Annotated in this window: 20 protein-coding genes and 1 tRNA gene; 10 read left to right on the top strand and 11 right to left on the bottom strand. The window is 72.7% G+C overall.

From position 1 onward, the window contains the following. Positions 1–129: 129 nt before the first annotated feature. A complete protein-coding gene (locus tag CRV15_RS16920; protein WP_003960777.1) occupies positions 130–1098 on the bottom strand; it encodes a ScbA/BarX family gamma-butyrolactone biosynthesis protein in 969 nt (322 codons plus the stop codon). Positions 1099–1386: 288 nt separating this feature from the next. On the opposite strand from CRV15_RS16920, the gene CRV15_RS16915 reads away from it, so the two are divergent. Then, positions 1387–2106, top strand: a complete 720-nt coding sequence (locus tag CRV15_RS16915; RefSeq protein WP_003953814.1) for a hypothetical protein — start codon at positions 1387–1389, stop codon at positions 2104–2106. After that, complete coding sequence (locus CRV15_RS16910) at positions 2103–2897, top strand: SDR family NAD(P)-dependent oxidoreductase (RefSeq protein WP_003960779.1); 795 nt, start codon at positions 2103–2105, stop codon at positions 2895–2897. Before CRV15_RS16915 ends, CRV15_RS16910 begins: the two co-directional genes overlap by 4 nt. A 625-nt stretch (positions 2898–3522) precedes the next feature. Here CRV15_RS16910 and CRV15_RS16905 read toward each other — a convergent pair. The 7 genes from CRV15_RS16905 to galU form a co-directional block, all read right to left on the bottom strand. Beyond that, positions 3523–3596, bottom strand: a tRNA-Ala gene (locus CRV15_RS16905). Between the two features lie 105 nt (positions 3597–3701). Continuing rightward, positions 3702–4835 (bottom strand): divisome protein SepX/GlpR, encoded by a 1134-nt coding sequence (gene sepX / locus CRV15_RS16900; protein WP_029182949.1) that lies wholly within the window; start codon positions 4833–4835, stop codon positions 3702–3704. Between the two features lie 139 nt (positions 4836–4974). Further along, positions 4975–5625 carry a GNAT family N-acetyltransferase gene (locus CRV15_RS16895; RefSeq protein ID WP_003960782.1) on the bottom strand — a complete coding sequence of 217 codons (651 nt, stop codon included), beginning with the start codon at positions 5623–5625 and terminating at the stop codon, positions 4975–4977. A 14-nt stretch (positions 5626–5639) separates the two neighbouring features. Further along, positions 5640–6272 (bottom strand): MogA/MoaB family molybdenum cofactor biosynthesis protein, encoded by a 633-nt coding sequence (locus tag CRV15_RS16890; RefSeq protein WP_174391418.1) that lies wholly within the window; start codon positions 6270–6272, stop codon positions 5640–5642. A gap of 170 nt (positions 6273–6442) precedes the next feature. After that, positions 6443–6922, bottom strand: a complete 480-nt coding sequence (moaC, locus tag CRV15_RS16885; protein ID WP_029182950.1) for a cyclic pyranopterin monophosphate synthase MoaC — start codon at positions 6920–6922, stop codon at positions 6443–6445. Between the two features lie 81 nt (positions 6923–7003). After that, on the bottom strand, positions 7004–8380 hold the full coding sequence (locus CRV15_RS16880; RefSeq protein ID WP_003960784.1) for a molybdopterin molybdotransferase MoeA: 1377 nt from the start codon (positions 8378–8380) through the stop codon (positions 7004–7006). 4 nt (positions 8381–8384) lie between these two features. Then, the gene (galU, locus tag CRV15_RS16875) at positions 8385–9287 is read right to left on the bottom strand and encodes a UTP--glucose-1-phosphate uridylyltransferase GalU (RefSeq protein WP_003953822.1); all 903 of its coding nucleotides are present in this window, start codon (positions 9285–9287) and stop codon (positions 8385–8387) included. A gap of 166 nt (positions 9288–9453) precedes the next feature. Here galU and CRV15_RS16870 point away from each other — a divergent pair, with 166 nt between their 5' ends. Next, positions 9454–10158, top strand: a complete 705-nt coding sequence (locus tag CRV15_RS16870; protein ID WP_003960785.1) for a 5-formyltetrahydrofolate cyclo-ligase — start codon at positions 9454–9456, stop codon at positions 10156–10158. A gap of 129 nt (positions 10159–10287) precedes the next feature. Here the strand turns inward: CRV15_RS16870 and CRV15_RS16865 are convergent, their stop codons facing one another. Beyond that, positions 10288–13173 carry a penicillin acylase family protein gene (locus CRV15_RS16865; RefSeq protein WP_003953824.1) on the bottom strand — a complete coding sequence of 962 codons (2886 nt, stop codon included), beginning with the start codon at positions 13171–13173 and terminating at the stop codon, positions 10288–10290. Positions 13174–13440: 267 nt separating this feature from the next. Between CRV15_RS16865 and CRV15_RS16860 the strand changes: the two genes are divergently transcribed. The 5 genes from CRV15_RS16860 to CRV15_RS16840 all read left to right on the top strand — a co-directional run bounded on the left by CRV15_RS16860 (position 13441) and on the right by CRV15_RS16840 (position 18242). Further along, entirely contained in the window at positions 13441–14880 is a 1440-nt protein-coding gene (locus tag CRV15_RS16860; protein ID WP_003953825.1) for a potassium/proton antiporter, read from the top strand. 312 nt (positions 14881–15192) lie between these two features. Next, positions 15193–16497, top strand: a complete 1305-nt coding sequence (locus CRV15_RS16855; protein WP_003953826.1) for an MFS transporter — start codon at positions 15193–15195, stop codon at positions 16495–16497. A 68-nt stretch (positions 16498–16565) separates the two neighbouring features. Next, complete coding sequence (locus tag CRV15_RS16850) at positions 16566–16934, top strand: FmdB family zinc ribbon protein (RefSeq protein WP_003953827.1); 369 nt, start codon at positions 16566–16568, stop codon at positions 16932–16934. A 112-nt stretch (positions 16935–17046) separates the two neighbouring features. Continuing rightward, complete coding sequence (locus CRV15_RS16845; protein WP_003953828.1) at positions 17047–17886, top strand: S-methyl-5'-thioadenosine phosphorylase; 840 nt, start codon at positions 17047–17049, stop codon at positions 17884–17886. Between the two features lie 149 nt (positions 17887–18035). Further along, positions 18036–18242: a hypothetical protein gene (locus tag CRV15_RS16840; RefSeq protein WP_009996462.1), complete on the top strand. Its 207-nt coding sequence runs from the start codon at positions 18036–18038 to the stop codon at positions 18240–18242. Positions 18243–18371: 129 nt separating this feature from the next. Here CRV15_RS16840 and mscL read toward each other — a convergent pair whose 3' ends face one another. Next, positions 18372–18896 carry a large conductance mechanosensitive channel protein MscL gene (mscL, locus tag CRV15_RS16835; protein WP_009996463.1) on the bottom strand — a complete coding sequence of 175 codons (525 nt, stop codon included), beginning with the start codon at positions 18894–18896 and terminating at the stop codon, positions 18372–18374. A 165-nt stretch (positions 18897–19061) separates the two neighbouring features. Beyond that, positions 19062–19682: a hypothetical protein gene (locus CRV15_RS16830; protein ID WP_009996464.1), complete on the bottom strand. Its 621-nt coding sequence runs from the start codon at positions 19680–19682 to the stop codon at positions 19062–19064. A 565-nt stretch (positions 19683–20247) separates the two neighbouring features. On the opposite strand from CRV15_RS16830, the gene CRV15_RS16825 reads away from it, so the two are divergent. Then, positions 20248–21528 carry a low temperature requirement protein A gene (locus CRV15_RS16825; protein WP_003953831.1) on the top strand — a complete coding sequence of 427 codons (1281 nt, stop codon included), beginning with the start codon at positions 20248–20250 and terminating at the stop codon, positions 21526–21528. Further along, on the top strand, positions 21525–22586 hold the full coding sequence (locus CRV15_RS16820) for a P1 family peptidase (protein WP_003953832.1): 1062 nt from the start codon (positions 21525–21527) through the stop codon (positions 22584–22586). Before CRV15_RS16825 ends, CRV15_RS16820 begins: the two co-directional genes overlap by 4 nt. Positions 22587–22601 lie beyond the last annotated feature (15 nt).

Raw genomic sequence — 22601 nt, 5'->3', positions numbered from 1 at the left:
CCCGGACGCGGTCCAGGCGAGGGCCAGGCGCGGCGGGCGGCCCGGACGGCGTCCGGGGTGCATCCGGGGTGTGCCCCGGCTTTCGCGGGGCTCCCCGGGGCCTCCCGGGCGGGTCCGGTCCCTGTCGCCCTAGAACGGCAGCGGGGTCACGGGCGCCGTCGTCACGGTGCACTCGAAGAGGCATGCGTCCCGCTGGAGGGCGACGACCCGGGTCCGGCTGTCGCCCCGGGCGTCCGGGGCGATCGGGACCGCCTCGATCCAGCAGTCGTCGTCCAGCTCCACATACCGGTGGAACACCGCCTCGGTCCCCACCGGCACGACCGGCACCGGCGGGCTGACCGCCAGCGCGGCCTGCCGGGCCGCCTCCAGCAGCAGCATCCCCGGGGCGTGGTCCTGCGGATGGTCGAAGAGAATCGGGTGGCTGGTGTCCGCGCGCAGTTGCCAGCGGTCCCTGACCCGGGTCGGGGCGAGGACGACGTCCTCGGGGCGCGAGCGCCCCACCAGCGCGGGCGGCACCGGCGGCGGCAGCGGCAGCGCCTTCGTGGCGCCCTTCCAGACCTCGGCGTGGGGGCCTCTGAGTCTGCGGTACACCGTTCTCGGGAGGGAGGTCACGCTGCTGACCGCGCTGCCGAGGTAGTGGCCGTCCCGGCGGCCCGTCACCTCCATCCGCATCCCGCGCAGCGCGCTCCCGCGCCGCTCCACGTCGGCGCAGCGGATGTCCAGCTCGATGGAGGCGGGGGTGTCCCCCACGAACAGCGCGTCCCGGTCGAGGTCGACGCTGAGGTGGCGCCAGATCTGGTGGTGGTCCATCGGCGCGGCGTAGACGGTGTGCGTGATCAGGTTCACGGCCTGGCGCAGGCTCTCGATGAACATCAGCGGGTCGTGGACCCCGGCCGTGGGTCCGTAGAAGGTATGGGCGCGCGGCCACTGGGCGGTCACCGTGAGACTGTCGAGGCCCGTGGGGTGAATACCGGTGAGGAACACCTCGGCGAGTGCCGCCCGGTGGACGTACTCCCGGGGAACCGTGGTGGTGAACGGCCCGTGCGCGACGGGGCGATCGACGACGGCGAGGCTTTCCCGGCGTAACGGCATGGTCATGTCCCTCCCACAAGAAACGTACTGCGGCGAACGCGACACTCTTCAACGTACAGACTGAGCCGAGCTATTCAAGCCCTAGCAAAGATCCGGTAAAGGTGCCAGAATCACGAGCGCCCACCGGCCATTTACGTCAACGTCGGTGATTTACCCCGGACCGAGGTCATTGGAACGACCACCTACCTCGGCGGGCTGGGCTGTTGGTCCCCGTACGGCTTGCTGTTCGACCAGCGCCCGTCATCCGCGCTGTCAATAACTCCCCAACCGGTCCGCAGGGATAGGACACACGTTTTGTCCAAGGAACTGAGCCGACTGAGCCTCGCTGCCGTCAACATCGACGGCGTCCTGCTGAACGACACGTTCAGTCCTATGATCCATCGCTTTGTGACGAGCCGTGGCGGTCTGTACACCGCCGAGTTGGAACGCCGGGTCTTCTCGCAGACACGGCTGGTGGCCGGGCGGGTGCTCGCCGAGGTCACGGGGTCGGGGGCGAGCCCGTCGGCCACCATCGACAGCTATCTGCGGGAACGTGAGGAGTTCCTCAAGGAGCATCCGGTACGGATGCGGGACGGCGCCGAAGAACTGCTGGAGCGGCTGCGCGCGCTGGGCCTGCCCGTGATCTGCTACGGAGGGCTGGACATCACCCACTTCGAGCGCCATCTCGGGCGAGTGGCGGAGCTGTTCGACAAACCTCGCTATGTGTGCACGAACGACTTCCGCCCCGGGCTGCGGGAGATCGCCGAGGACATCTTCGGACTCGCCCCGGAGCGGGCGCTCTTCATCGACGACGTGGCCAGGGTCGGGGAGGAGGCCCGGCGGCTCGGCACCGCGTTCATCGGCGCGCCGAGCGACTTCCCGCAGGGCTTTCAGCCAGAGTTGATGCGGGAGGTGGGGGTGAGGCATGTGGTGACGTCTGTGGCGTCGATCGACGAGGAGCTGATCCGGCGGGTGGACGCGGAGGCGGCGGCGGGGACCCTCTGGGAGCCCGCGCCCGGCGGCGGGGCGCGGTGACCGGCTCGTCCGGCGCCGCCGACACCCCGGTGGGCGGGCTGCTGCCGGGGAAGAGAGTGCTGGTCACCGGGGCCAGCAGCGGTATCGGGGCCGCCGCGGCGCACGTCTTCGCCGCGCAGGGCGCCCGCCTGGTGCTGCTCGCCCGGCGCGCGGACCGGCTGGACGCGCTGATCCGCACCCTGCGGGCCACCGGGGCCGAGGCCCATCCGGCGGTGGGCGACGTCCGGGACCCGGCCGCCGTCGCCCGCGCCGTGGACCTCTGCGTCGACCGTTACGGCGGGCTCGACGGAGCCTTCAACAACGCCGGGACGGTCACCCCGGCCGCCCCGCTGCACACCACCGAGGACGCCGATTACGACCTCGTCATGGAGACCAATGTGCGGGGCGTGTGGAATTGCCTGCGGTACGAGATTCCGGCCCTGCTAGCAGGTTCGGGCGGCGCAATCGTGAACAACAGCAGTACGGCCGGTGTACGGGCGACGTCCATGGGTCCCGCTTATATCGCGTCAAAACATGCGGTAGTGGGGCTGACCCGGTCGGCCGCGATCCAGTACGCCGACGCCGGTGTCCGGGTCAACGCCCTGGCCACCGGGCTGACCCTGTCGGAGATGACCGAGGCCGTCTTCGCCCGCGACCCCCAGGCCGGGCCCCGGATGCGCGCGAAGGTCCCCCAGGGGCGGGCCGCCGCGCCCGAGGAGGTGGCCCACGCCGCCGCCTGGCTCCTCAGCGACCTCGCCTCCTTCGTCACGGGCGCGGTCCTCCCGGTCGACGGCGGCTCGACGGCCCGCTAGCCCGGACGCCCGGCCGGACCGGGCCCGCGCCCGGCCTCCGCCCGGCCGGGGCGGCCTGTGCCGGCCCCGGCGGGCCGCCCGGGGGACCCCGTCCGCCGGGCACTGCACCGCCGTACAACAGCGCCGGAAATGGCCCGGAGCCCGGGGACGCTTATCGGCCATTCTCCCGGGGGCCCGCTGCTGCCTTCCTCCCCACCTCAAGCGTTTTTCGGTATCGTGCAGATCATTTTTCCGGAACGGCGCCGCATTTCTTCTTTTGCATCGGCTATTTCCGGGCCGCACGCAATTCCCGCCCCCGCCTCCGAATTGAGACCTCCGGATGTCCGCCCCGCGCACAACCGCGCGACCGCGCGGGACCCCCGGCGCCGAAGACGCCATCGGAGTACGGATATCCACCGCCCCGGAAGGACGGCCGGAAACACCCCCGCGGAGATCCGGGACCGCGCCGCCGCCGGGAGGGGGTGAGGAGGCCCGTCCGCGGGCCGGTGTCCGGCCCGCGCGGGAGCGGACGGGCGCCCGCGCGGAGCCCCGAGCGCGAAGCCGGTCGTCCGGGCAGCGCGAAGAGTGCCGGGACAGAGCGAAGACCCCGCACGATCGCGATGATCGTACGGGGTCTTCGTTGCGGTGGACCTGAGGGGATTTGAACCCCTGGCCCCCTCGATGCGAACGAGGTGCGCTACCGGACTGCGCCACAGGCCCTTGCAACGAGTGAAACTCTAGCATCCCCATCGGGCTGCTCGGAAATCCGCTCCCGCGCTGGTCACGGGGGACCGGAGGGCGGCCGCGAGACGGCCGCCCCCGGGGTCACTCGTTGGCCGCCCGCGGCCGGTCGTCGTCGGCGTACTGGTCGAACAGCGGGGTCCGGCCGCGCTCGCGGGTGGTGCGCCGGGGCGGCGCGGCGGCGGCCTGGTCGGCCGGGGCGGGGTCCGCCGGGGAGGACCGGGCGGAGCTCCAGGTGTCGGGGTCGCTCAGGTCGACGCCGCCCGTGGAGCGCGGGGCGACCGGGGCGGTGACATAGGTCGGCAGCGGCACCGGGACGGGGTCCCAGCTACCGCCGGACGCCGGGCCCGAGGCCCGCTGCTGGTCCACCCACTCCGCGTGGTCGGTCTGCTCGACCAGGGCCCGCCGGTCGGCGGTCTGCGGGGAGAGCGGGGGCGGCTCCGGCTCGGCGCGGACGGCCTCGGGCTCGGCGAGCTGCTCGGCCGGGGCACCGGGGGCCGGGGCGGGCCGGCGGCCCCGCTCGCGCAGCCGCTGGGCCGCGACCTCGGCCCGGCGGCGGTCCATCACCACGACGAAGCGCTGGCGCTCCTGCTTGCGCAGATAGGCGATATAGGCGCTGAGGAGGACGGCGGGGACCGCCGGGGCCCACAGGAAGCCGAGCCCGCCGACCGCGGCGGCGACCGAGCCGAGCGTGAACGTCAGGAACAGCAGGGTGGTGGTCCGTCTGCGCCGGGCCAGCACCTTGCCGCGCCGGGCGCGTTCGGCGGCGACACCGGGGCGCGGACGGCGCGCCCGGACCGCGGCCGGTGCCGGTGCCGGGGCGCCCGGCGACGGGGCCGCCGGGGACGGGGACACCGGCGACGGGACCGCGGGTGCCGGGGCCGCCGCCTGGGCCGCCGGTGCCTGGAGGCGCGCCGCCGCTTCCGGCCTGCCCTCGCCCCGGGGCGCGACGAAGGGCCGGACGTCCACCGCGTTCAGGCGGTCCGTGACGGCGTCCGGGTCCACAGCGGGACCGGCCTCCCCCGCGGTGCGCTCGCGCAGCTCCTTGGCGTACCGGCGCTCCATCGCACCGCGGCCCGACAGCAGCCGGATGGCGGTGGAGAAGCGTTCCGTCGGACGAGCCTCGTTCAACTCGTCCTGCCTGCGGAGCCACATCGGCACCAGGTAGGCGGCCCAGGCCCCGACGATGACTGCGTAGATGAGGCCGCTGCTGCTCACGGTCACACCGTAGAGGGATTCTGAAGGCGGCATCCGCCAATTGGCCCGGTGTGTCGCACGTTCCCGCTCATATCAATGACTTTTTTCTGATAGGTGCGATCAGCACATGGATGACGGCGCTTGCATTCGAACACATGTTTCATTTTCCGGCTTCGGCCCCCTCTTCCGGGTGGTGCGCGCCTTCTTCCGGGTGGTGCGCGCCCGGCCGGGCCCGGTGCCAGCGGCGCAGGAGCCCGTCGGCGGCCTCCTCGGCGGTGAGGGCGAAGACCAGGTGGTCCCGCCAGGCACCGTCGATATGGAGATAGCGGGGCCGCAGCCCCTCCTCGCGGAACCCCAGCTTCTCCACCACCCGGCGGCTGGGGACGTTCTCCGGCCGGATGCAGACCTCCATGCGGTGCAGACCGACCGCGTGGAAACAGTGGTCGACGGCGAGCGCGACGGCGGTCGGCATCACCCCTCGTCCGGCGACCTCGCGGTCCACCCAGTAGCCGACATGGCCCGAGCACATGGAGCCCCAGGTGATGCCCGCCACGGTGAGCTGACCCACCAGCCTGCCCCGGTACTCGATGACGAAGGGGAGCATCCGTCCGGCGTTGGCCTCGGTCCGCAGATGGCGGACCATCTGGCGGTAGGTCGGCCGCCGGGCGGCGGGCGCGCCGGGGACAGGCGGCGGAATGGTCGCCTCCCAGGGGCGCAGCCAGTCGCGGTTGCGGCGGTTGACCTCGCGCCAGTCGCGCTGGTCGCGCAGTTTTATGGGACGGAGAAGGATGTCGCCGTCCCTCAGGACCACCGGCCAGGACGCGTTCAGCGGGGGCCCCCGGCGGTGCTCGGCGCGGCCCCGGGGGAGGGTGCGGACGGGGTCGGCGAGGTGGGCCGGCCGGACGGGGAGGACCGGGTCGGGGAGGCGGACGGGGCGGACGGGGCCGGGTGGTCGCCGCCGCGGAGCTGGTCCACGGTGTGCGGCAGCAGCGGGCCGAGCACGGCGAGACCGTCGCGCACACCCCCGGTGGAGCCGGGCAGATTGACGATCAGGGTGCGGTCCGCGACCCCGGCGAGGCCGCGGGAGAGCACGGCGGTCGGCACCTTCTCCCGGCCGTGGGCGCGCAGGGCCTCGGGGATGCCGGGGATCTCGCGGTCCAGCACGGCACGGGTGGCCTCGGGGGTGCGGTCGGTGGGCGAGACACCGGTGCCGCCGGTGGTGAGGATGACGGCGTAGCCCGCGCGCACCCCGGTCCGCAGGGCCTGTTCGACGGGGGCGCCGTCGGGCACGACCAGCGGCCCGTCCACCGCGAAGCCGAGCGCCGCGAGCCCTTCGGCGAGGAGGGGGCCGCCCCGGTCCGCGTACACACCGGCCGCCGCCCGGTTGGACGCGGTGATCACGAGCGCGCGCGGGGCGCCGTCGCCGGTCGGACCGGTCGGACCGGGCGGACCGGTCAAGGGGCTTCGGCCCGGGCCGGGGCCCGCGTCGGCACCCGGGGCGGAGCCCGCCGCGCGGTCGCCGCCGATCGTCGCGGGGGCGCCGTCGGCGTCCGTGCCCCGGCCGTCCGGGGCCGGGTCCTGGGCGGAACCCTGCGTCCGGGGGCGGTCCTCGGCGGTGCCGTCCCCGCTCATGCCCGGCTCCAGTCGCCGGACTTCCCGCCGGTCTTCTCCTCCACCCGCACCTCGGTGATCACGGCGGCCTTGTCCACCGCCTTCACCATGTCGACGACGGTCAGCGCGGCCACGGTGACGGCGGTCAGCGCCTCCATCTCCACCCCGGTGCGGTCGGTGGTCCGTACCGTCGCGGCCAGCTCCACGGCGTCGTCCGCGACCGTCAGATCGACCGTCACCCCGGAGATCGCCAGCGGATGGCAGAGCGGGATCAGCTCGGGGGTGCGCTTGGCACCCATGATCCCGGCGATCCGCGCGGTCGCGAGCGCGTCGCCCTTGGGGACGCCCCCGCCCCGGAGGAGTTCCACCACCCGGGGGGAGACCAGGACCCGGCCGCTCGCCCGGGCGGTGCGGACGGTGACGTCCTTCCGGGAGACATCGACCATACGGGCCGCGCCCGCATCGTCGATGTGCGTCAGCCTGCTGTCGCTGTTCATCTCGTCGCCGCTCCCGGTCCGGGCCGTCCGGGCCCGCGCCGGGCCCAACTGGGCAGACACGGTACCTTCCCCGGGCCCCGGTCAGCCGAGGAGGACCACGTCCACCCCGGCGCCGGGCTGGAGCGCCGTGTCGTGCTCGGGCACCACGAGCAGGCAGTCGGCGTGGGCGAGCGCCGCCACCAGATGGGAGCCCGCGCCCCCCACCGGGGTGACGGTGCCGCTGTCGGGGTCGTACCGGCCGCGCAGGAACTGCCGTTTGCCCGGGGGTGAGGAGAGCGGCCCGTCCGCCTTCAGCTCGGCCCGCACCCGGGGCCGGTGCAGATCCTCCAGCCCCATCAGCGCCCGGATCGCCGGACGGACGAACAACTCGAACGAGACATACGACGACACCGGGTTGCCCGGCAGCGCGAGCAGCGGGGTGTGGTCGGGGCCGATGGTGCCGAATCCCTGCGGCTTGCCCGGCTGCATCGCGATCGTGCGGAAGTCGACCACGCCCCCGGGGCGCTGTGCGCCGGGCCCGCCCGGGGCACCGTCCGCCGGATCGTCCGCGTCCGGCCCACCGGCCGTCAGCTCACCCGCCGTCAGCTCGCCGACCCCGGACAGGGCCTCCTTGACCACGTCGTACGCGCCGACGCTGACGCCGCCCGTGGTGACCAGCAGATCGGCCCGGATGAGCTGGTCCTCGATGGTGGCGCGCAGGGTGTCCGCGTCGTCCGTGACCGCGCCGACCCGGTAGGCGAGCGCGCCCGCGTCCCGCGCGGCGGCGGCGAGGGCGTAGCTGTTGGAGTCGTAGATCCGGCCCTCGGCCAGACTCTCGCCGGGCTGCATCAGCTCGGAGCCGGTGGAGAGGACGACGACCCGGGGGCGGGGCCGTACCCGCACGGTGGCGCGGCCGATCGCGGCGAGCAGCCCGATCTGGGGCGGCCCGAGCACCGTGCCCCGGACCAGGGCGAGGTCACCGGCCATCACATCGCTGCCGCGCGGCCGGATGTACGCGCCCTCGTCGACGGGGCGGTGGACGCGGACCTCGCCGCTCGCCCCCTCGGGCGCCGCCTGGGCGGGCAGCATCGCGGTGGCCGCGCCGCCCCCGGTGCCGCCGTCGGTCCACTCGACCGGGACGACGGCCTCCGCGCCGGGCGGCAGCGGCGCGCCCGTCATGATCCGCGCGGCCTGGCCGGGGCCGACCGCCGGGGCCCATCCGCCGCCCGCGGCGACATCGCCGACGACGGTGAGGACGGCGGGGAACTCCTCGGTCGCGCCCCGCACATCGGCGACGCGGACCGCGTACCCGTCCATGGAGCTGTTGTCGAAGGGCGGCAGGGCGACGGGGACGGTGACGTCCTCGACGAGGACGCAGCCCTGCGCGTCCAGCAGATGCAGCTCGATCGGGTCAAGGGGCCTGATGGCCGCCAGGATGTCCTCCAGGTGGTCGTCCACCGACCAGATCGCGCTGCTCACCAGGTCACATCTCCTCGGTCACATAGCTGCGGAGCCAGCTCTGGAACTCCGGTCCCAGGTCATCACGTTCGCACGCGAGTCTGACAATCGCCCGCAGATAGTCGCCGCGGTCTCCGGTGTCGTACCGCCGGCCCTCGAAGACGACGCCGTGGACGGGGCCGCCGATCGACTCGTCCTCGACGAGCATTTCGAGGGCGTCGGTGAGCTGGATCTCGCCGCCGCGCCCGGGGCGGGTCTCCCGCAGTATGGCGAAGACGGCGGGGTCGAGGACATAGCGGCCGATGACGGCGAGGTTGCTGGGGGCGTCGGCCGGGTCGGGCTTCTCGACCAGCCGGGTCACCCGGACCACGTCGGACTCGTCGGTCGCGGTGACGGCGGCACAGCCGTAGAGGTGGATCTGCTCGGGGTCGACCTCCATCAGCGCGACGACGCTGCCGCCCTCGCGCTCCTGGATCTCGACCATGCGGGAGAGCAGCGGGTCCCGGGGGTCGATCAGGTCGTCGCCGAGGAGGACGGCGAAGGGCTGGTCGCCGACGTGGGGCGCGGCGCACAGGACGGCGTGGCCGAGGCCGCGCGGGTCGCCCTGGCGGACGTAGTGCATGGTGGCGAGGTCGCTGGACTCCTGGACCTTCTTGAGGCGGTTCTCGTCGCCCTTGCGGGTCAGGGCCTCCTCCAGCTCGTAGTTGCGGTCGAAGTGGTCCTCCAGGGCCCGCTTGTTCCGGCCGGTGATCATGAGGACGTCGGAGAGTCCGGCGGCGACGGCCTCCTCCACGACGTACTGGATCGCGGGCTTGTCGACGACAGGCAGCATCTCTTTCGGAGTCGCTTTGGTCGCGGGGAGAAAGCGCGTTCCGAGGCCGGCGGCGGGGATGACCGCCTTGCTGATCCTGGTGTTCGACTGAGTCATGTCCAGCACAATATCCGGTGATCGAAGCCGCACAGCGGGGGGAGAAGATGATGTTCCGGTTAACTTCGTCCGCAGAGAGCGGGATAGATACGGTAATGGGTGCCGTAATACGGAAGGTTTGCCGGAAATGATGGCCGAGACATCCGAGACGCCTGAGGCATTCGGTATGCGTGGGACAGCCAAGACGCCCGAGGCGTCCGGCGAGTCCGGGGGCGGGGCTCCCGGCCGGACTCCGGGCGGGGCACCCGGCGGGGCTCCGGACACGGCCGCGCACCGGGCCCCGGACAAGCGGGCCGTGCGGGGCGGGCTCCTCGCCGCCCGTCGGCTGCTGCCGCCCGAGGCCGTGGCCCTGGCCGCGGCCTCGCTCGCCCGGCACGCCCTGGACCTGCCGGAGCTGGGCCGCGCCGACACGGTCGCCGCGTATGTCTCCGTCGGCACCGAACCGGGCACCCGGGACCTCCTCGACGCCCTGCGCGCCCGCGGGACCCGGGTCCTGCTGCCGGTGCTCCTGCCCGACAACGACCTGGACTGGGGGGAGTACCGGGGCCCCGGGCGGCTGGCGCGGGCGGGGCGCGGACTCCTCGAACCGGACGGGCCGCGGCTGGGCCCCGACGCCGTCCTCGCGGCCGACGCCGTCCTCGTTCCCGGACTCGCCGTGGACCGGCGCGGGCTGCGGCTCGGCCGCGGCGGCGGCTCGTACGACCGGGTGCTCACCCGGCTGGAACGCTCCGGGGCGCGGCCCGCGCTGGTGGTGCTGCTGTACGCGGACGAGGTGGTCGCCGAGGTCCCCGCCGAGCCGCACGACCGCCCCGTGCACGCGGCCGTCACCCCGGAGGGCGTCCACCGCTTCCGGGCACCGGACGTTCCCTAGGAGCACCGGAGATTCCATGAGGGACCTTCCCTCACGGCGGCGGAACGCGGGAGCGCCCCCGGACGGTGGTCCGGGGGCGCTCTGCCGCCAGGTCGCGGCGGGCGTCTCACCTCGTCGCCCGCTCGTGTCTCACTTCGAGGTCAGCGTCAGCCGGTCGACCGTATTGGTGTCCACCGCGTCCGGTGTGAAGGACCAGTCGAGCAGTTCGCCGTTGGCCCACTTGTCCGTCTGGTCGGTGTAGTGCGCGCTGTAGGCGTGGCCCGAGGCGCCGGAGAGGTTGATCCAGTCCGACTTGTCCCAGTCGCCCACGTTGACCACCATCCGCATGGACGGCACCCAGACGACGTCGTAGCCCGCCGCCGCGTTCCAGCCGGTGGCGTTGACCGCCGCCTCACCGCCGCCGAGGTTCCACGGACCGCGGTTCAGCAGGAACTTCAGGAAGGCGGGGCCCTCGGCGCCGAGGGTCTGGTTCCTGAGGTTGAGCTGGTGCAGCCGACCCCAGTTCCACGTCGACATGTCCTTGCCCAGCTCGGCCGTCAGCTCCCAGCGGGCGTCCTCCATGGCCCGGGCGAACAGCTCGTCCCGGGTGTCGGTCTCCTCGTCCGTGCGGGTGCCGGGCGACTTCCACCAGGCGTTGTCCTCGTCCTTGACGATCTTCCGGATCACCTCGAACCAGCGGTCGCCGCCGTCCGGCTGCGCCGAGTCGGCGTCCCGTTCACCGCACTCGTCCTTCGGCTTGTTCTGCTCGTCGTGCAGGACCGTGCCGTCGACCGGGCGAACGCTCAGGCAGTCGCCCTCGACACGCAGTTCCTTCGGCAGCTTGTTGCCGAACGCCAGCTTGAGGATGTTCCGCCACACCGCGTTGAAGTAGGCGGCGGCCGAGGAGTCCGGCTCCTGGGTGTAGTCCCAGGTCTCCAGCAGCTTCTGCGCCTCGCGGACGTCCTTGTCCTTGACGTCGATCTTCAGCAGATAGGGCGTCAGCAGCTTGCCGATCTCGCTGGCGTTGTCCATCTGCATGGTGCGCATGTCCTCGGTGGAGATCTTGCCGCCACCCTTGATCTTGGACTCGATTAGATTGTTGATCCGCTGGCTGCGCGCACCGTAGCCGTAGTCGGTGGTGATCGGGTACGGGTACTTCTCCGGGTCGACGACCGCCTGGTTGGCGGTGACGATGTAGCCGCGCTTCGGGTTCAGCTCGTAGGGCATCTCGTCGAACGGGATGTACTCGTCCCAGACGTAGGCGGAGTCCCAGCCCGGCGCGGGGAGGGAGCCGTCGCCCTTGCCGCGCACCGGAATCCGGCCGGGGGCCTGGTAGCCGATGCTGCCCTCGCGGTCCGCGTAGATCAGGTTCTGCGAGGGGACGTCGAAGTCCTTGGCCGCGGCGCGGAAGGAGTCGAAGTCGGACGCGCGGTTCAGCGCGAGCAGGGCGTCGAGGGAGGTGCCGGGCTCCAGGGCCGTCCAGCGCAGGGCGACGCCGTAGCCGGTGGCGCGGTCGGGTGCCGCGCTGGAGACGGGGGCACGCTGGCCGACCTGGGCCAGCTCGGTGCTGCGGTCGGAGACCAGGGGTCCGTTCCGGGTGGAGCGGACGGTGATCGTCCGGCTCTTGCCGCCCGCGACCTCAATGACCTCCTTGCGGGTGGTCAGCTCCTGCTGCTCGTCGCCCACCTGGTAGGTGTTCCCGGTCAGCTTCTCCAGATAGAGGTCGGTCACGTCGGCGCCGAGGTTGGTGAGGCCCCAGGCGATGTCGCTGTTGTGGCCGATGACCACGCCCGGCATACCGGAGAAGGTGAAGCCCGCGGTCTGGTACTGGCAGCTCTGGGAGACCTTCCGGCAGTGCAGGCCCATCTGGTACCAGAGCGAGGGGAGCTGCGGGGCCAGGTGCGGGTCGTTGGCCAGCAGGGGCTTGCCGGTGGTCGTGTACTGGCCGGAGACGACCCATGAGTTGGAGCCGATGCCGCTGCCGTTGGGGCCGAGGAGCTGCGGAATGGTGTCCAGGGACTCGGAGAGGGCGGCGAGCTGGGTGTTCAGGCCCTGCGTGGCGTCCGCGGCGGTGCCGGGGAGCGTCCCGGTTCCGGTACCCGTTCCGGTACCCGTGCCCGTGCCCGTGCCGGAGGTTCCGGTTCCCGTACCCGTTCCGGAAGTGCCCGTACCGGTGCCCGTTCCAGAGGTGCCCGTGCCCGTGCCCGTTCCGGTGCCGGTGCCGGTGCCCGTTCCGGAGGTGCCGATGGTGCCCGTGGGCTCGGTCTCCGGGTCGAAGACGCCGGTGACGGGGTTGACGCCACCGCGCTCGACGACCGGCTTGTTCCGGTCCGCCGGGTATGCCGGATACAGGTCCTCGATCTGCTTCTTGCTCAGCCGGCTGGTCATCAGGGAGCGGTCGATCTCGTCCTGCATATTGCCGCGCAGGTCCCAGGCCATCGCCTTGAGCCAGGCCACCGAGTCGACCGGCGTCCACGGCTCGGGCCGGTAGCCGCTGTCCAGGTCGAGCGCCACGTACTCGACGGAGATCTCCTTCGGCGCCTTCTCCTTCAGATAGGCGTTGACCCCCGCCGCGTACGCCTGGAGGTTCTTCTTCGTCGCCTCCGACAGCTTCTCGTCGTACTCCTGCTGCGCCACCCGGCGCCAGCCGAGGGTCCGCAGGAACGCGTCCGTCTCGACCTGGCTCTCGCCGAACATCTCGGAGAGACGGCCCGCCGTCATATGGCGGCGCACATCCATCTCGTAGAAGCGGTCCTGGGCATGGACGAAGCCCTGGGCGCGGAAGAGATCCGCATCGGTGTCGGCGTAGATCTGCGGGATTCCGTAGTCGTCCCGCTTGACCTCCACATCGCCGCTCAGCCCCTCGATCCGGATCGTTCCGGTGGTCTGCGGGAAGGAGGCGCGAACGGCGCTCACCCCCCAGAAACCGGCGAATCCGACACCGCCGAGGAGCGCGAGCACCAGCAGGATCACGAGCAGGCGGGCGCGTCGCCCCTTCTTCTTCTTGGGCGAAGAGGCGGAATTTTTGGAGGGCATCGCTGTCCTTCGAGGCGCAGGCTGGTCCAGGAGTGCTGGAGCCAACCATAGGCGCAGCGCCATGGCGCCCCGGACGCGGTATCCGGAAGCCGCCTGCCGGAACGGGCCCTATTCGTGACCATCACGGCGTCAAGAAAACGTTAAAGATTAGGTAAGGTAACGAAGTGTCGCCGCCCGGATCAGCGATCCGGCACGTAGAGGCGCGAGGGGAAGGATCGGCCACTGACTGTCCAGCAGCTCAACGAACTCCTGCTCAACTGCTCGCTCGTGCTCCTCATCGCCGTCGCGGCGGTACGTGTCTCATCCCGCAGCGGGCTGCCCAGTCTGTTGATCTATCTCGGGATCGGCATCGCCATAGGGCAGGACGGGATCTTCGACGTCAAGTTCGACAACGCCGAACTGACCCAGGTGATCGGCTACGCGGCACTGGTCGTGATCCTCGCCGAAGGCGGACTCGGCACGAAGTGGCAGGAGATCAAACCGGCGCTCCCCGCCGCCGTCGCGCTCTCGACCGTCGGCGTCGCCGTCAGCGTGGGCATCACGGCGACCGCGGCGCACTATCTGGTCGGTCTGGAGTGGCAGCAGGCACTCATCATCGGAGCGGTGGTGTCGTCGACGGACGCGGCGGCCGTCTTCTCCGTGCTGCGCAAGGTGCCGCTGCCGTCGCGGGTGACCGGTGTGCTGGAGGCCGAGTCGGGCTTCAACGACGCCCCCGTGGTGATCCTGGTCGTGGCCTTCTCCACCGCCGGGCCGGTGGACGCCTGGTATGTGCTGGTCGGAACGATCCTGCTGGAACTGGCGATCGGCGCGGGCATCGGTCTCGCGGCAGGCTTCCTGGGCGCGTTCGGGCTGCGGCACGTGGCCCTGCCCGCCTCCGGTCTCTACCCGATCGCCGTCATGGCGATCGCGGTGGCGGCGTACGCGGCGGGGGCCATGGCCCACGGCAGCGGCTTCCTCGCGGTGTATCTGGCCGCCATGGTCCTCGGGAACTCGAAGCTCCCGCACGCCCCCGCCAACCGGGGCTTCGCCGAGGGGCTCGGCTGGATCGCCCAGATCGGGATGTTCGTCCTGCTCGGTCTGCTGGTCACCCCGCACGAACTGGTGGCCGACTTCTGGCCCGCGGTGGTCGTGGGCCTGGTGCTGACGATGGTGGCCCGGCCGGTGTCCGTGATGCTGAGCCTGCTGCCGTTCAGGATTCCCGAGCGCGAGCAGATCCTGATGTCCTGGGCGGGGCTGCGCGGCGCCGTGCCCATCATCCTCGCCACCATCCCCATGGTGGGCGGGGTCGCGGGCAGCGACCGGATCTTCAACATCGTCTTCGTCCTGGTCGTCGTCTACACCCTGGTCCAGGGGCCGACCCTGCCCTGGCTGGCCAAGGCCCTGCGGCTGGGCCCCGGCGGCCCCTCCGACCTGGGCGTCGAGTCCGCGCCGCTGGAGCGGCTGCGCGGCCATCTGCTCTCGGTGTCGATCCCGGAGGAGTCCCGGATGCACGGCGTCGAGGTCTCCGAACTGCGGCTGCCCGCCGGCTCCGCCGTCACCCTCGTCGTCCGGGACGGCAAGAGCTTCGTCCCCTCGCCCGCGACCGTGCTGCGCCGCGGGGACGAACTCCTCGTCGTCGCCACCGACCCGGTGCGGGACGCCGCGGAGAAACGACTCCGCGCGGTGGGCAGGGGCGGCAAACTGGCGGGCTGGCTCGGCTCCGGCTGACCCCGGCCGACAGCCGATATCCGGCAGGCCCCGGCGGGCATCGACCGGGACCATCGGGCGGCGGGGCCGCCACCGGAGCGGGGCCGCGGCCCCGGCGGACAGCCACCGGGCCGGCCACCTGGGCGGTTGTAGGATGGGACGACATTTGATCGACCCACCTCTGCCTGACGCAGAGCTGGCGCGACCGTATGGCGGCCGAGCAGTCCACCTCCCGGACCCGGTATCTACCGCAGTCCCGCGCGCAGAGGACAGCTCTCGGCCGTTCCCGCACCCCCGGCGGGCACCGCTACCAGGCGGCAGAAAGGCATGGCCGTGGCACCCACGGTCACCGACAGCGCACGCCCCGGATACGGACAGCTCCTCCGCACCCCCGGTGCCTGGACCTTCCTCCTCCCCGGCTTCGCCGCCCGGCAGCCCTTCGCCATGCTCACGATCGGCATCGTGCTGCTGGTCGAGCACACCACCGGCTCCTACGGCCAGGCCGGAGCGGTCGCGGCCGTCACCGGCGTCTCCATGGCCCTCTTCGCCCCGCAGAGCGGCAAGCTCGCCGACCGCTTCGGCCAGCGCGCCGTGCTGCTCCCCGGCGTCCTCGTCCACGCCGCCTCCGTCTCCGCCCTGACCTGGCTGGCCCTGGCGGAGGCCCCGATGTGGGCCCTGTTCGCCGCGGCCGTCCCGGCGGGCGCCTCCGTACCCCAGGTCGGCCCGATGGTCCGCGCCCGCTGGGCGGCCCGGCTGGACGGCTCACCGCTGATGCCGACGGCCGCCGCCTTCGAGTCGGTGACGGACGAGTTCACCTTCGTCGTGGGCCCCGTCCTCGCCACCGCGCTCTGCACCGGGGTGCACCCGGCGGCCGGACTGATCGCCGAAGCCGGACTGACCCTCGTCGGCGGTCTGCTCTTCGCCGCCCAGAAGCGCACCCAGCCGCCCGTCGTGCGCACCGCCGCGGACGGTGCCACGGCACCGCGCGCCTCCGCTCTCTCCGTCCCCGGGGTCCGCGTCCTCGTGGTCTCCTTCCTCGGTATCGGCTCGGTCTTCGGCGGTATGCAGGTCTCGATCACCGCCTTCAGCGAGCAGATCGGCAACCCCGGCATCAACGGCGTCCTGTACGGGGTCTTCGCCGCGGGCAACATGCTCGCGGGCATCGCCTGCGGCGCCATCGCCTGGAAGAGCGGCCCGCTGCGCCGGGTGCTGATCGGCTACGCCGGACTCACCCTGGCCGCGTCCACCCTGTGGGCCGTCGACTCCGCCCTGCTGCTCGCCCTGGTCGGACTCGTGGTGGGACTGTGTATCGCCCCCGCGCTGATCGGCGGCTACACCCTGGTCGACTCGCTGGTTCCGGCCACGGCCCGTACCGAGGCGTTCACCTGGCTGACCGGCGCGGTGGCCCTCGGCCAGGCCCTCGCGGTCACCGCCGCGGGCCGGCTGACCGACAGCGGCGGGGCCAGCGCGGGCTTCACGGTCCCGCTGATCGGCACCGCGCTGGCCCTGGTGACCCTGGTCGCGCTGCGCTCCCGGCTGGCTCCCCCGCGGGACCCCGACGGAACCGCGGACTCCGGCCGGATCGCCGCCCGGAGCGCGAGTGGCGTGGATCACCGCTCACCGGCGACGGTGGACTGAGACAGCGGAATACGTCACTATGGACCGTCGTTAGCACTCATTGAGTGAGAGTGCCAGGAGGAAGACCAGTGCCGACCTACCAGTACCAGTGCACCGAATGCGGCGAGGGCCTCGAGGCGGTGCAGAAGTTCACCGACGACGCCCTGACCGTGTGCCCGAGCTGCGACGGACGCCTCAAGAAGGTGTTCTCGGCCGTCGGCATCGTCTTCAAGGGCTCCGGCTTCTACCGCAACGACAGCAGGGGCTCCTCGTCGAGCAGCACCCCCGCCGCCGGGTCCGGTTCGAAGTCGTCCGACAGCAAGCCCTCGGCTTCCCCGTCGGCATCGTCCTCGACCTCGACCTCGTCGTCGTCTTCTTCGTCCTCGTCGTCCTCGTCTTCTTCGTCCTCGTCGTCCTCGTCTTCTTCGTCCTCGTCGAGCAGCAGCTCCGCCGCCTGACCTCGGACTCACTCCCGCAGGACCCCGCTGTCGCGCACGGCGGGGTCCTCGGCGTGAACGGCCCGCCGTTCGGCATACCGTGGGGTGACCATCCGCCGCTAGGGTGACGGTCATGGCTCAGACGAAAGCAGAGATCGGTGTTATCGGAGGCTCGGGCTTCTACTCCTTCCTGGAGGACGTGACCGAGGTCACCGTCGACACCCCCTATGGCACTCCCAGTGACTCGCTGTTCCTCGGCGAGGTGGCCGGACGGTCGGTCGCCTTCCTCCCCCGGCACGGCCGTGATCACCGTGTTCCCCCGCACCGCATCAACTACCGCGCCAACCTCTGGGCCCTGCGCTCCGTCGGTGTGCGCCAGGTGCTCGGCCCCTGCGCGACCGGCGGCCTGCGGGCGGAGTACGGCCCCGGGACGCTGGTCGTGCCCGACCAGATCGTGGACCGCACCCTGACCCGGAAGCAGACCTTCTTCGACGGGGTGACCCGCGAGGACGGGGTGACCCCGAACGTCGTGCACACGACCTTCGCCGACCCCTACTGCCCGGTCGGGCGCGGCGTCGCCATGAAGGCCGCGCGGGACCACGAGTGGGAGCCCGTGGACGGCGGGACGATGGTCGTCATCGAGGGGCCGCGCTTCTCCACCCGCGCCGAGTCCCGCTGGCACGCCGCCGCAGGCTGGTCGGTCGTCGGGATGACGGGCCACCCGGAGGCGGTCCTCGCCCGTGAGCTGGGCCTCTGCTACACCTCCATCGCCCTGGTCACCGACCTGGACGCCGGAACCGAGACCGGCGAGGGCGTCTCCCACACCGAGGTGATGCGGGTCTTCGGCGAGAACATCGACCGGCTGCGCTCGGTCCTCTTCGACGCCGTGGCCGGACTGCCCGGCGCCGAGGACCGCGACTGCCTCTGCACCCATGTCCACGACGGCTGGGACCTCGGCATAGAGCTGCCCTGACCCTCCGCCCACCGGCGACAGGACCCCGCCGCGCCCGCGCCACGGCCGGGCGCGGCGGGGTTCCGCCCACCCGGGAGCACTTGGGGCCGCGCCGCCCGGCGGCCGTGCGCACGGCCCGGGGCGGCCCACCGCCGCCGTACTCTGGGGGTATGACGACCGCCCCCGCCTCCGGCCCGCGCGATGCGAAGCACCACCCCCGACAGCAGCCGTCCCGGCCGGGGATCGTCTTCGACGATCCGCTGGACCAGCAGTCCTCGGACGACACGGACCGTGGGTGGGGTGAGCGGCCCACCACCGGCGGCGGAGCCGCCGACCTCGCGCGCTTCCTGGACGAGAAGCCTCCGCACCACCTCTGAGCGGCTTCGGGAGAAGCTCCCCGACGGGGATGCCCAGGAGCCCCGAGACGCCCGGGGGACCCGGGACAGAGTTCCCGACCGGGCCGGGGCCCCCTCCCGGAAGAAGGCCCCGGAGCAGATCCGGAAGGATCAGGAGGAAGAGCCGGCGGACGAGGGACCGGAGCCCGGTCCGGCACCGGGAGCAAAGCCCGTCCCCGCGCCACCGCCGCGCGACTGCGCCACCAGCGCGTCGCGGATCTCCTTGAGCACCTCCAGCTCCGACAGCTCCACGACCTCCTTCGTGCCTTCCTTCGCCGCGTCCCGGGCCGCCTTGCGCGCCAGATAGCGGGACATCGGCAGAACGATCAGGAAGTAGACGACCGCCGCCGTGATGACGAAGGTCAGGATGGCCCCGAGGACCGAGCCCCACAGAATCCGGATGCCCTCGGCCTGGCCGTTGACCACCTGGCAGGGGCCCTTGAGGCAGGAGCTGTAGGCGTCCAGGTTCTTGGTGCCGAAAGCGCCGACCAGGGGGTTGATGACGCCCTTCACCACGGAGTTCACGACTTGTGTGAACGCCGCGCCGATGACGACGGCCACGGCCAGGTCGATCACATTGCCGCGCATCAGGAAGGTCTTGAAACCCTCCAGAACGCCGACCTTCTTCTCGGTCACCACTGAGCCTTTCTTCGCTGGTACGGGGATGGGGGTCAGGCCAGGGCCTAAACCCTCCGCAACCTACGGCACGGCGCCGCGGCCCTGTCCACTCCGTACCGGCGAAGAGGTGACAGCCCTGCACACCAGTGCGAGTCCGAGCGGCTTCCCCGCCCTGCGGAACGCTCAGCACACCGCCACCGCCAGCCGGAGCGTGGCACTCGCCACGGCCAGAGCGGGGGCGGCACCGCGCGGGACGGAGAGCACCACCAGCGCGCCGCCGCCCTCCGAGGTCACCACCGGCCGCGGCACCTCGGCCACCCGGACACAGGAGGCCACCACCAGGGCGTCGGGCGGGCCGTCGGGTCCGTCCGTGACATCGGGGGCGGCGACCACATCCACCCGGTCGCCGGGGCGCAGCAGCCGGACCGTCTCCGCGTCCGCGATCCGTACCGGGACGGTCACGGGGCCCGCCCCCACCGGGCGCTGGGCCCGTCCGATCGCTCCGCCCGGACGGTGCCCGGTGTCCGTCGCCGGGCCGGGGTCCGCCGTCCCGCCCGGGGGCACCACGCCGTCGTCGGCTCCGGCCGCGCGCCGGGTGCCCCCGTCGCCGCGGTCCTCGGGGGCCCGGGGGGCCGAGGCGGCCAGGGCGGCGGCCGTCAGCGCGATCCCGGCCGCCAGGGTGCGGCGCCGTCGCCGTACCGCCCGCCGCAGCCGGTGGGCGCCCCGGCGCGTCCGCACCGGCCGGAAGTGCGGTACCCCCAGGGGCTCCAGGACCAGCGGGCCCGCCGGGCCCCGGACCCCCACCGGACGGCACCGGTGCGGGACCGCGGTGCCGTCCGGAGCAAGGGAAGGGCTGGCGGAAGGAGCGGATGAAGCGCTGGAGGAGTGGCTGGGGGAAGGACCGGAGGAGGGAGCAGGGAAGGGAGAAGAAGGAGAGGTCATGGGCTGTCGCACCGCCTTCGTCGCTCGATAGCGTGGCCCGGGCGGGACCGCACCGCGCAGAGCACCGCGCGGGACCGCCGGAAGGGCCGTTCGCTCCTCACGGTCCACTCTTCGCGCCGATCCCGCCGACGCCTGTGGACCGTCCACCGGTTGTGGACAACTCCCTCACCCACCCGGGTGGTTCTCCCCCGGCGGCGGCCCCGCCCACCGCCGGACCGCCCGCACCCCGCCCCTTCCCGTTCACTCCCGCCCCTCGTCCTCGCGTCCCCGCCCCGCCCCGTCCTGGCCCGGGTGCCCGGCGGGCGGGCCCCGGCGGCAGCGCGCGTCAACAGACCGCGTCAGCCCCCGGAGTGACGGTTTGACCCGCTCGGCCGCAGGCAGGCGGCCGTACGGCTCCCCCGGCCCCGCTCTCTGTTCTGCTGAGGGCATGACCGCCTCAGGCACCACCGGCAGCCCCTCCGGCGACCCTGCCGGGAACGGGCACGGCAACGGGAGCGAGGACGACGAGGACGACGGCTATGTCCCGCTGCGCCGGATGACCCCCCGCCGCCGGGACGAGGCGCACCGTGCGGCGACCCCGTTGGAGCTCTTCTTCGACCTCTGCTTCGTCGTCGCCGTCGCCCAGGCGGGCGCCCAGCTCGTCCACGCCCTGGCGGAGGGCCACCCCGTGAGCGGCCTCGCCGGGTACTGGTTCGTCTTCTTCGGGGTGTGGTGGGCGTGGATGAACTTCACCTGGTTCGCGTCCGCCTACGACTGCGACGACGTCCCGTACCGGATCGCGACGCTGATCCAGATCGCCGGAGTGCTCGTCTACGCCGCCGGGGTCCCGCGCGCCTTCCAGGACAACGACTGGGTCATCGCCGTCACCGGCTATCTGATCATGCGGCTGGCGCTGACGACGCAGTGGCTGCGCGCGGGCCGGGCCGAGACCGGGGAGGCCCGGAAGGTCGCCTTCACCTATGCGGCCGGGGTCTCCCTCTGCCAGGTCGCCTGGGTGGCCCTGCTCTTCGCGCCGGTGGGCTCGCGGCACTGGCTGTTCCCCCTCGTGATGGTGGCCGAGCTGCTCGTTCCCCTGTTCGCGGAGCGGCACCGGGAGACGCCCTGGAATCCGCGTCACATCGTCGAGCGGTACGGGCTGTTCACCCTGATCGTGCTGGGCGAGACGATGGCGGCGGCCACCGTCGCCGTCCAGTCCGCACTGGACGAGCACAAGGCGGTCGGCGAGCTGCTGCCGATCGCGGCCGGAGGGCTGCTGATCGTGTTCTCGGCCTGGTGGATCTACTTCGCCGTACCGGCGCACGAGCGGCTGATCTCCAACCGGCAGGCGCTGCCCTGGGGCTACGGACATGTCCTGATCTTCGGTTCGGCGGCGGCGATCGGCGCGGGGATGGAGGTGGCCGTGGAACACGCGGTCGGGGTGGCGCACATCTCCGCGCTCGCGGCGGGCGCCGCCGTGACCGTGCCGACGGCGGTGTTCCTGCTGATGGTCTGGCTGCTGCACGCGCGGCACTTCAAGCAGGGCGCCGCGCAGCAGTCCACACTGCCGCTCGCGACCGTGGCGATCCTGCTGTGCAGCTTCGCCGACGGGTGGTCGGTGCTCGCTGCCGGGCTGGTGTCGGCGCTGACGGTCGCGGTCGGTCTGACGCTCTCCCGGCGCGGCGGCATCCCCGTTCACCCCTCCCGGACGGATGGCAGGCGGACAGCATGAGTGACAGGACACCCCCGGCACCGGCGGGGCAGGGGAACGACGCGCTGACGGATGTGGCCGGGCTCCGGGTGGGCCACGCCCGGGTGCCCGGGGAACGGGCGCTCAGCGGCACCACCGTCGTCCTCGCCCCGCACGGCGGGGTGGTCGCCGCCGTCGACGTCCGGGGCGGCGGGCCCGGGACCCGGGAGACCGACGCGCTCGACCCGCGCAATCTGGTGCAGCGCGTCGACGCCGTGGTGCTCACCGGCGGCAGCGCGTACGGCCTCGACTCGGCGCGCGGGGTGATGGACTGGCTGGAGGAACGGGGCCGTGGGGTGTCGGTCGGCGGTCCGGGGCAGGTGGTCCCCGTGGTGCCCGCCGCCTGCCTCTTCGACCTGGGGCGCGGTGGGGACTGGCGGGCCCGGCCCGACGCGGCGACGGGGCGTGCCGCCGTCGAGGACGCGGCGCGCTCCCCGTTCGGCGCCCCGGTGGCGACCGGCGGCACCGGGGCGGGCACGGGCGCGGTCGTCGGCGGGCTGAAGGGCGGCGTGGGCACGGCGAGTGTCCGGCTCGCCGAATCCGGGGTCACCGTGGGGGCGCTCGTCGTGGTCAACGCGGTCGGGAACGCGGTCGATCCGCTGACCGGTGTGGTGTACGGACGGTATCTGGACGGCCCGGTGAGCCCTCCGCCCCCCGAGGCGCACGCGGAGGCGGTGCGGCGGCTGACGGAGGCGCGGGCGACCAGCGGCCCCACGCCACTGAACACGACCCTCGCGGTGGTCGGGACGGACGCGGACCTGACGCGTGCCCAGGCGCAGAAGCTCGCGGGAACGGCGCACGACGGCATCGCGCGCTCCCTTCGGCCGGTGCATCTCCTCAATGACGGCGACACGGTCTTCACCCTCGCCACCGGCGTGGTGCCGCTGGACCCGGAGCAGCCGCTCGCCCTCAACGAGGTGCTGGCAGCGGGCGCGGACCTGGTGTCCCGGGCGATCGTGCGGGCGGTCCTCGCGGCCGAGGGAGTCAATGGACCGGGTGGTTGGTTCCCGTCCTATCGGGAGCTGTACGACATCAACTGATCTACGGCTTATGGA

Origin of the sequence: Streptomyces clavuligerus (assembly GCF_005519465.1) — a bacterium.
GTDB lineage: Bacteria > Actinomycetota > Actinomycetes > Streptomycetales > Streptomycetaceae > Streptomyces > Streptomyces clavuligerus.
The sequence above is the reverse complement of the archived record's forward strand: the minus strand, read 5'-3'. Positions and strand labels throughout refer to the sequence as shown.

Bases quoted from the DNA above. Each gene is read 5' to 3' on its own strand.
- CRV15_RS16840 (WP_009996462.1), top strand. From the start codon at position 18,036: ATGACGACCGCCCCCGCCTCCGGCCCGCGCGATGCGAAGCACCACCCC.
- CRV15_RS16920 (WP_003960777.1), bottom strand. From the start codon at position 1,098: ATGACCATGCCGTTACGCCGGGAAAGCCTCGCCGTCGTCGATCGCCCC.
- CRV15_RS16865 (WP_003953824.1), bottom strand. From the start codon at position 13,173: ATGCCCTCCAAAAATTCCGCCTCTTCGCCCAAGAAGAAGAAGGGGCGA.
- CRV15_RS16825 (WP_003953831.1), top strand. From the start codon at position 20,248: ATGACCGCCTCAGGCACCACCGGCAGCCCCTCCGGCGACCCTGCCGGG.
- CRV15_RS16820 (WP_003953832.1), top strand. From the start codon at position 21,525: ATGAGTGACAGGACACCCCCGGCACCGGCGGGGCAGGGGAACGACGCG.
- CRV15_RS16870 (WP_003960785.1), top strand. From the start codon at position 9,454: ATGCGTGGGACAGCCAAGACGCCCGAGGCGTCCGGCGAGTCCGGGGGC.
- moaC (WP_029182950.1), bottom strand. From the start codon at position 6,922: ATGAACAGCGACAGCAGGCTGACGCACATCGACGATGCGGGCGCGGCC.
- CRV15_RS16845 (WP_003953828.1), top strand. From the start codon at position 17,047: ATGGCTCAGACGAAAGCAGAGATCGGTGTTATCGGAGGCTCGGGCTTC.
- galU (WP_003953822.1), bottom strand. From the start codon at position 9,287: ATGACTCAGTCGAACACCAGGATCAGCAAGGCGGTCATCCCCGCCGCC.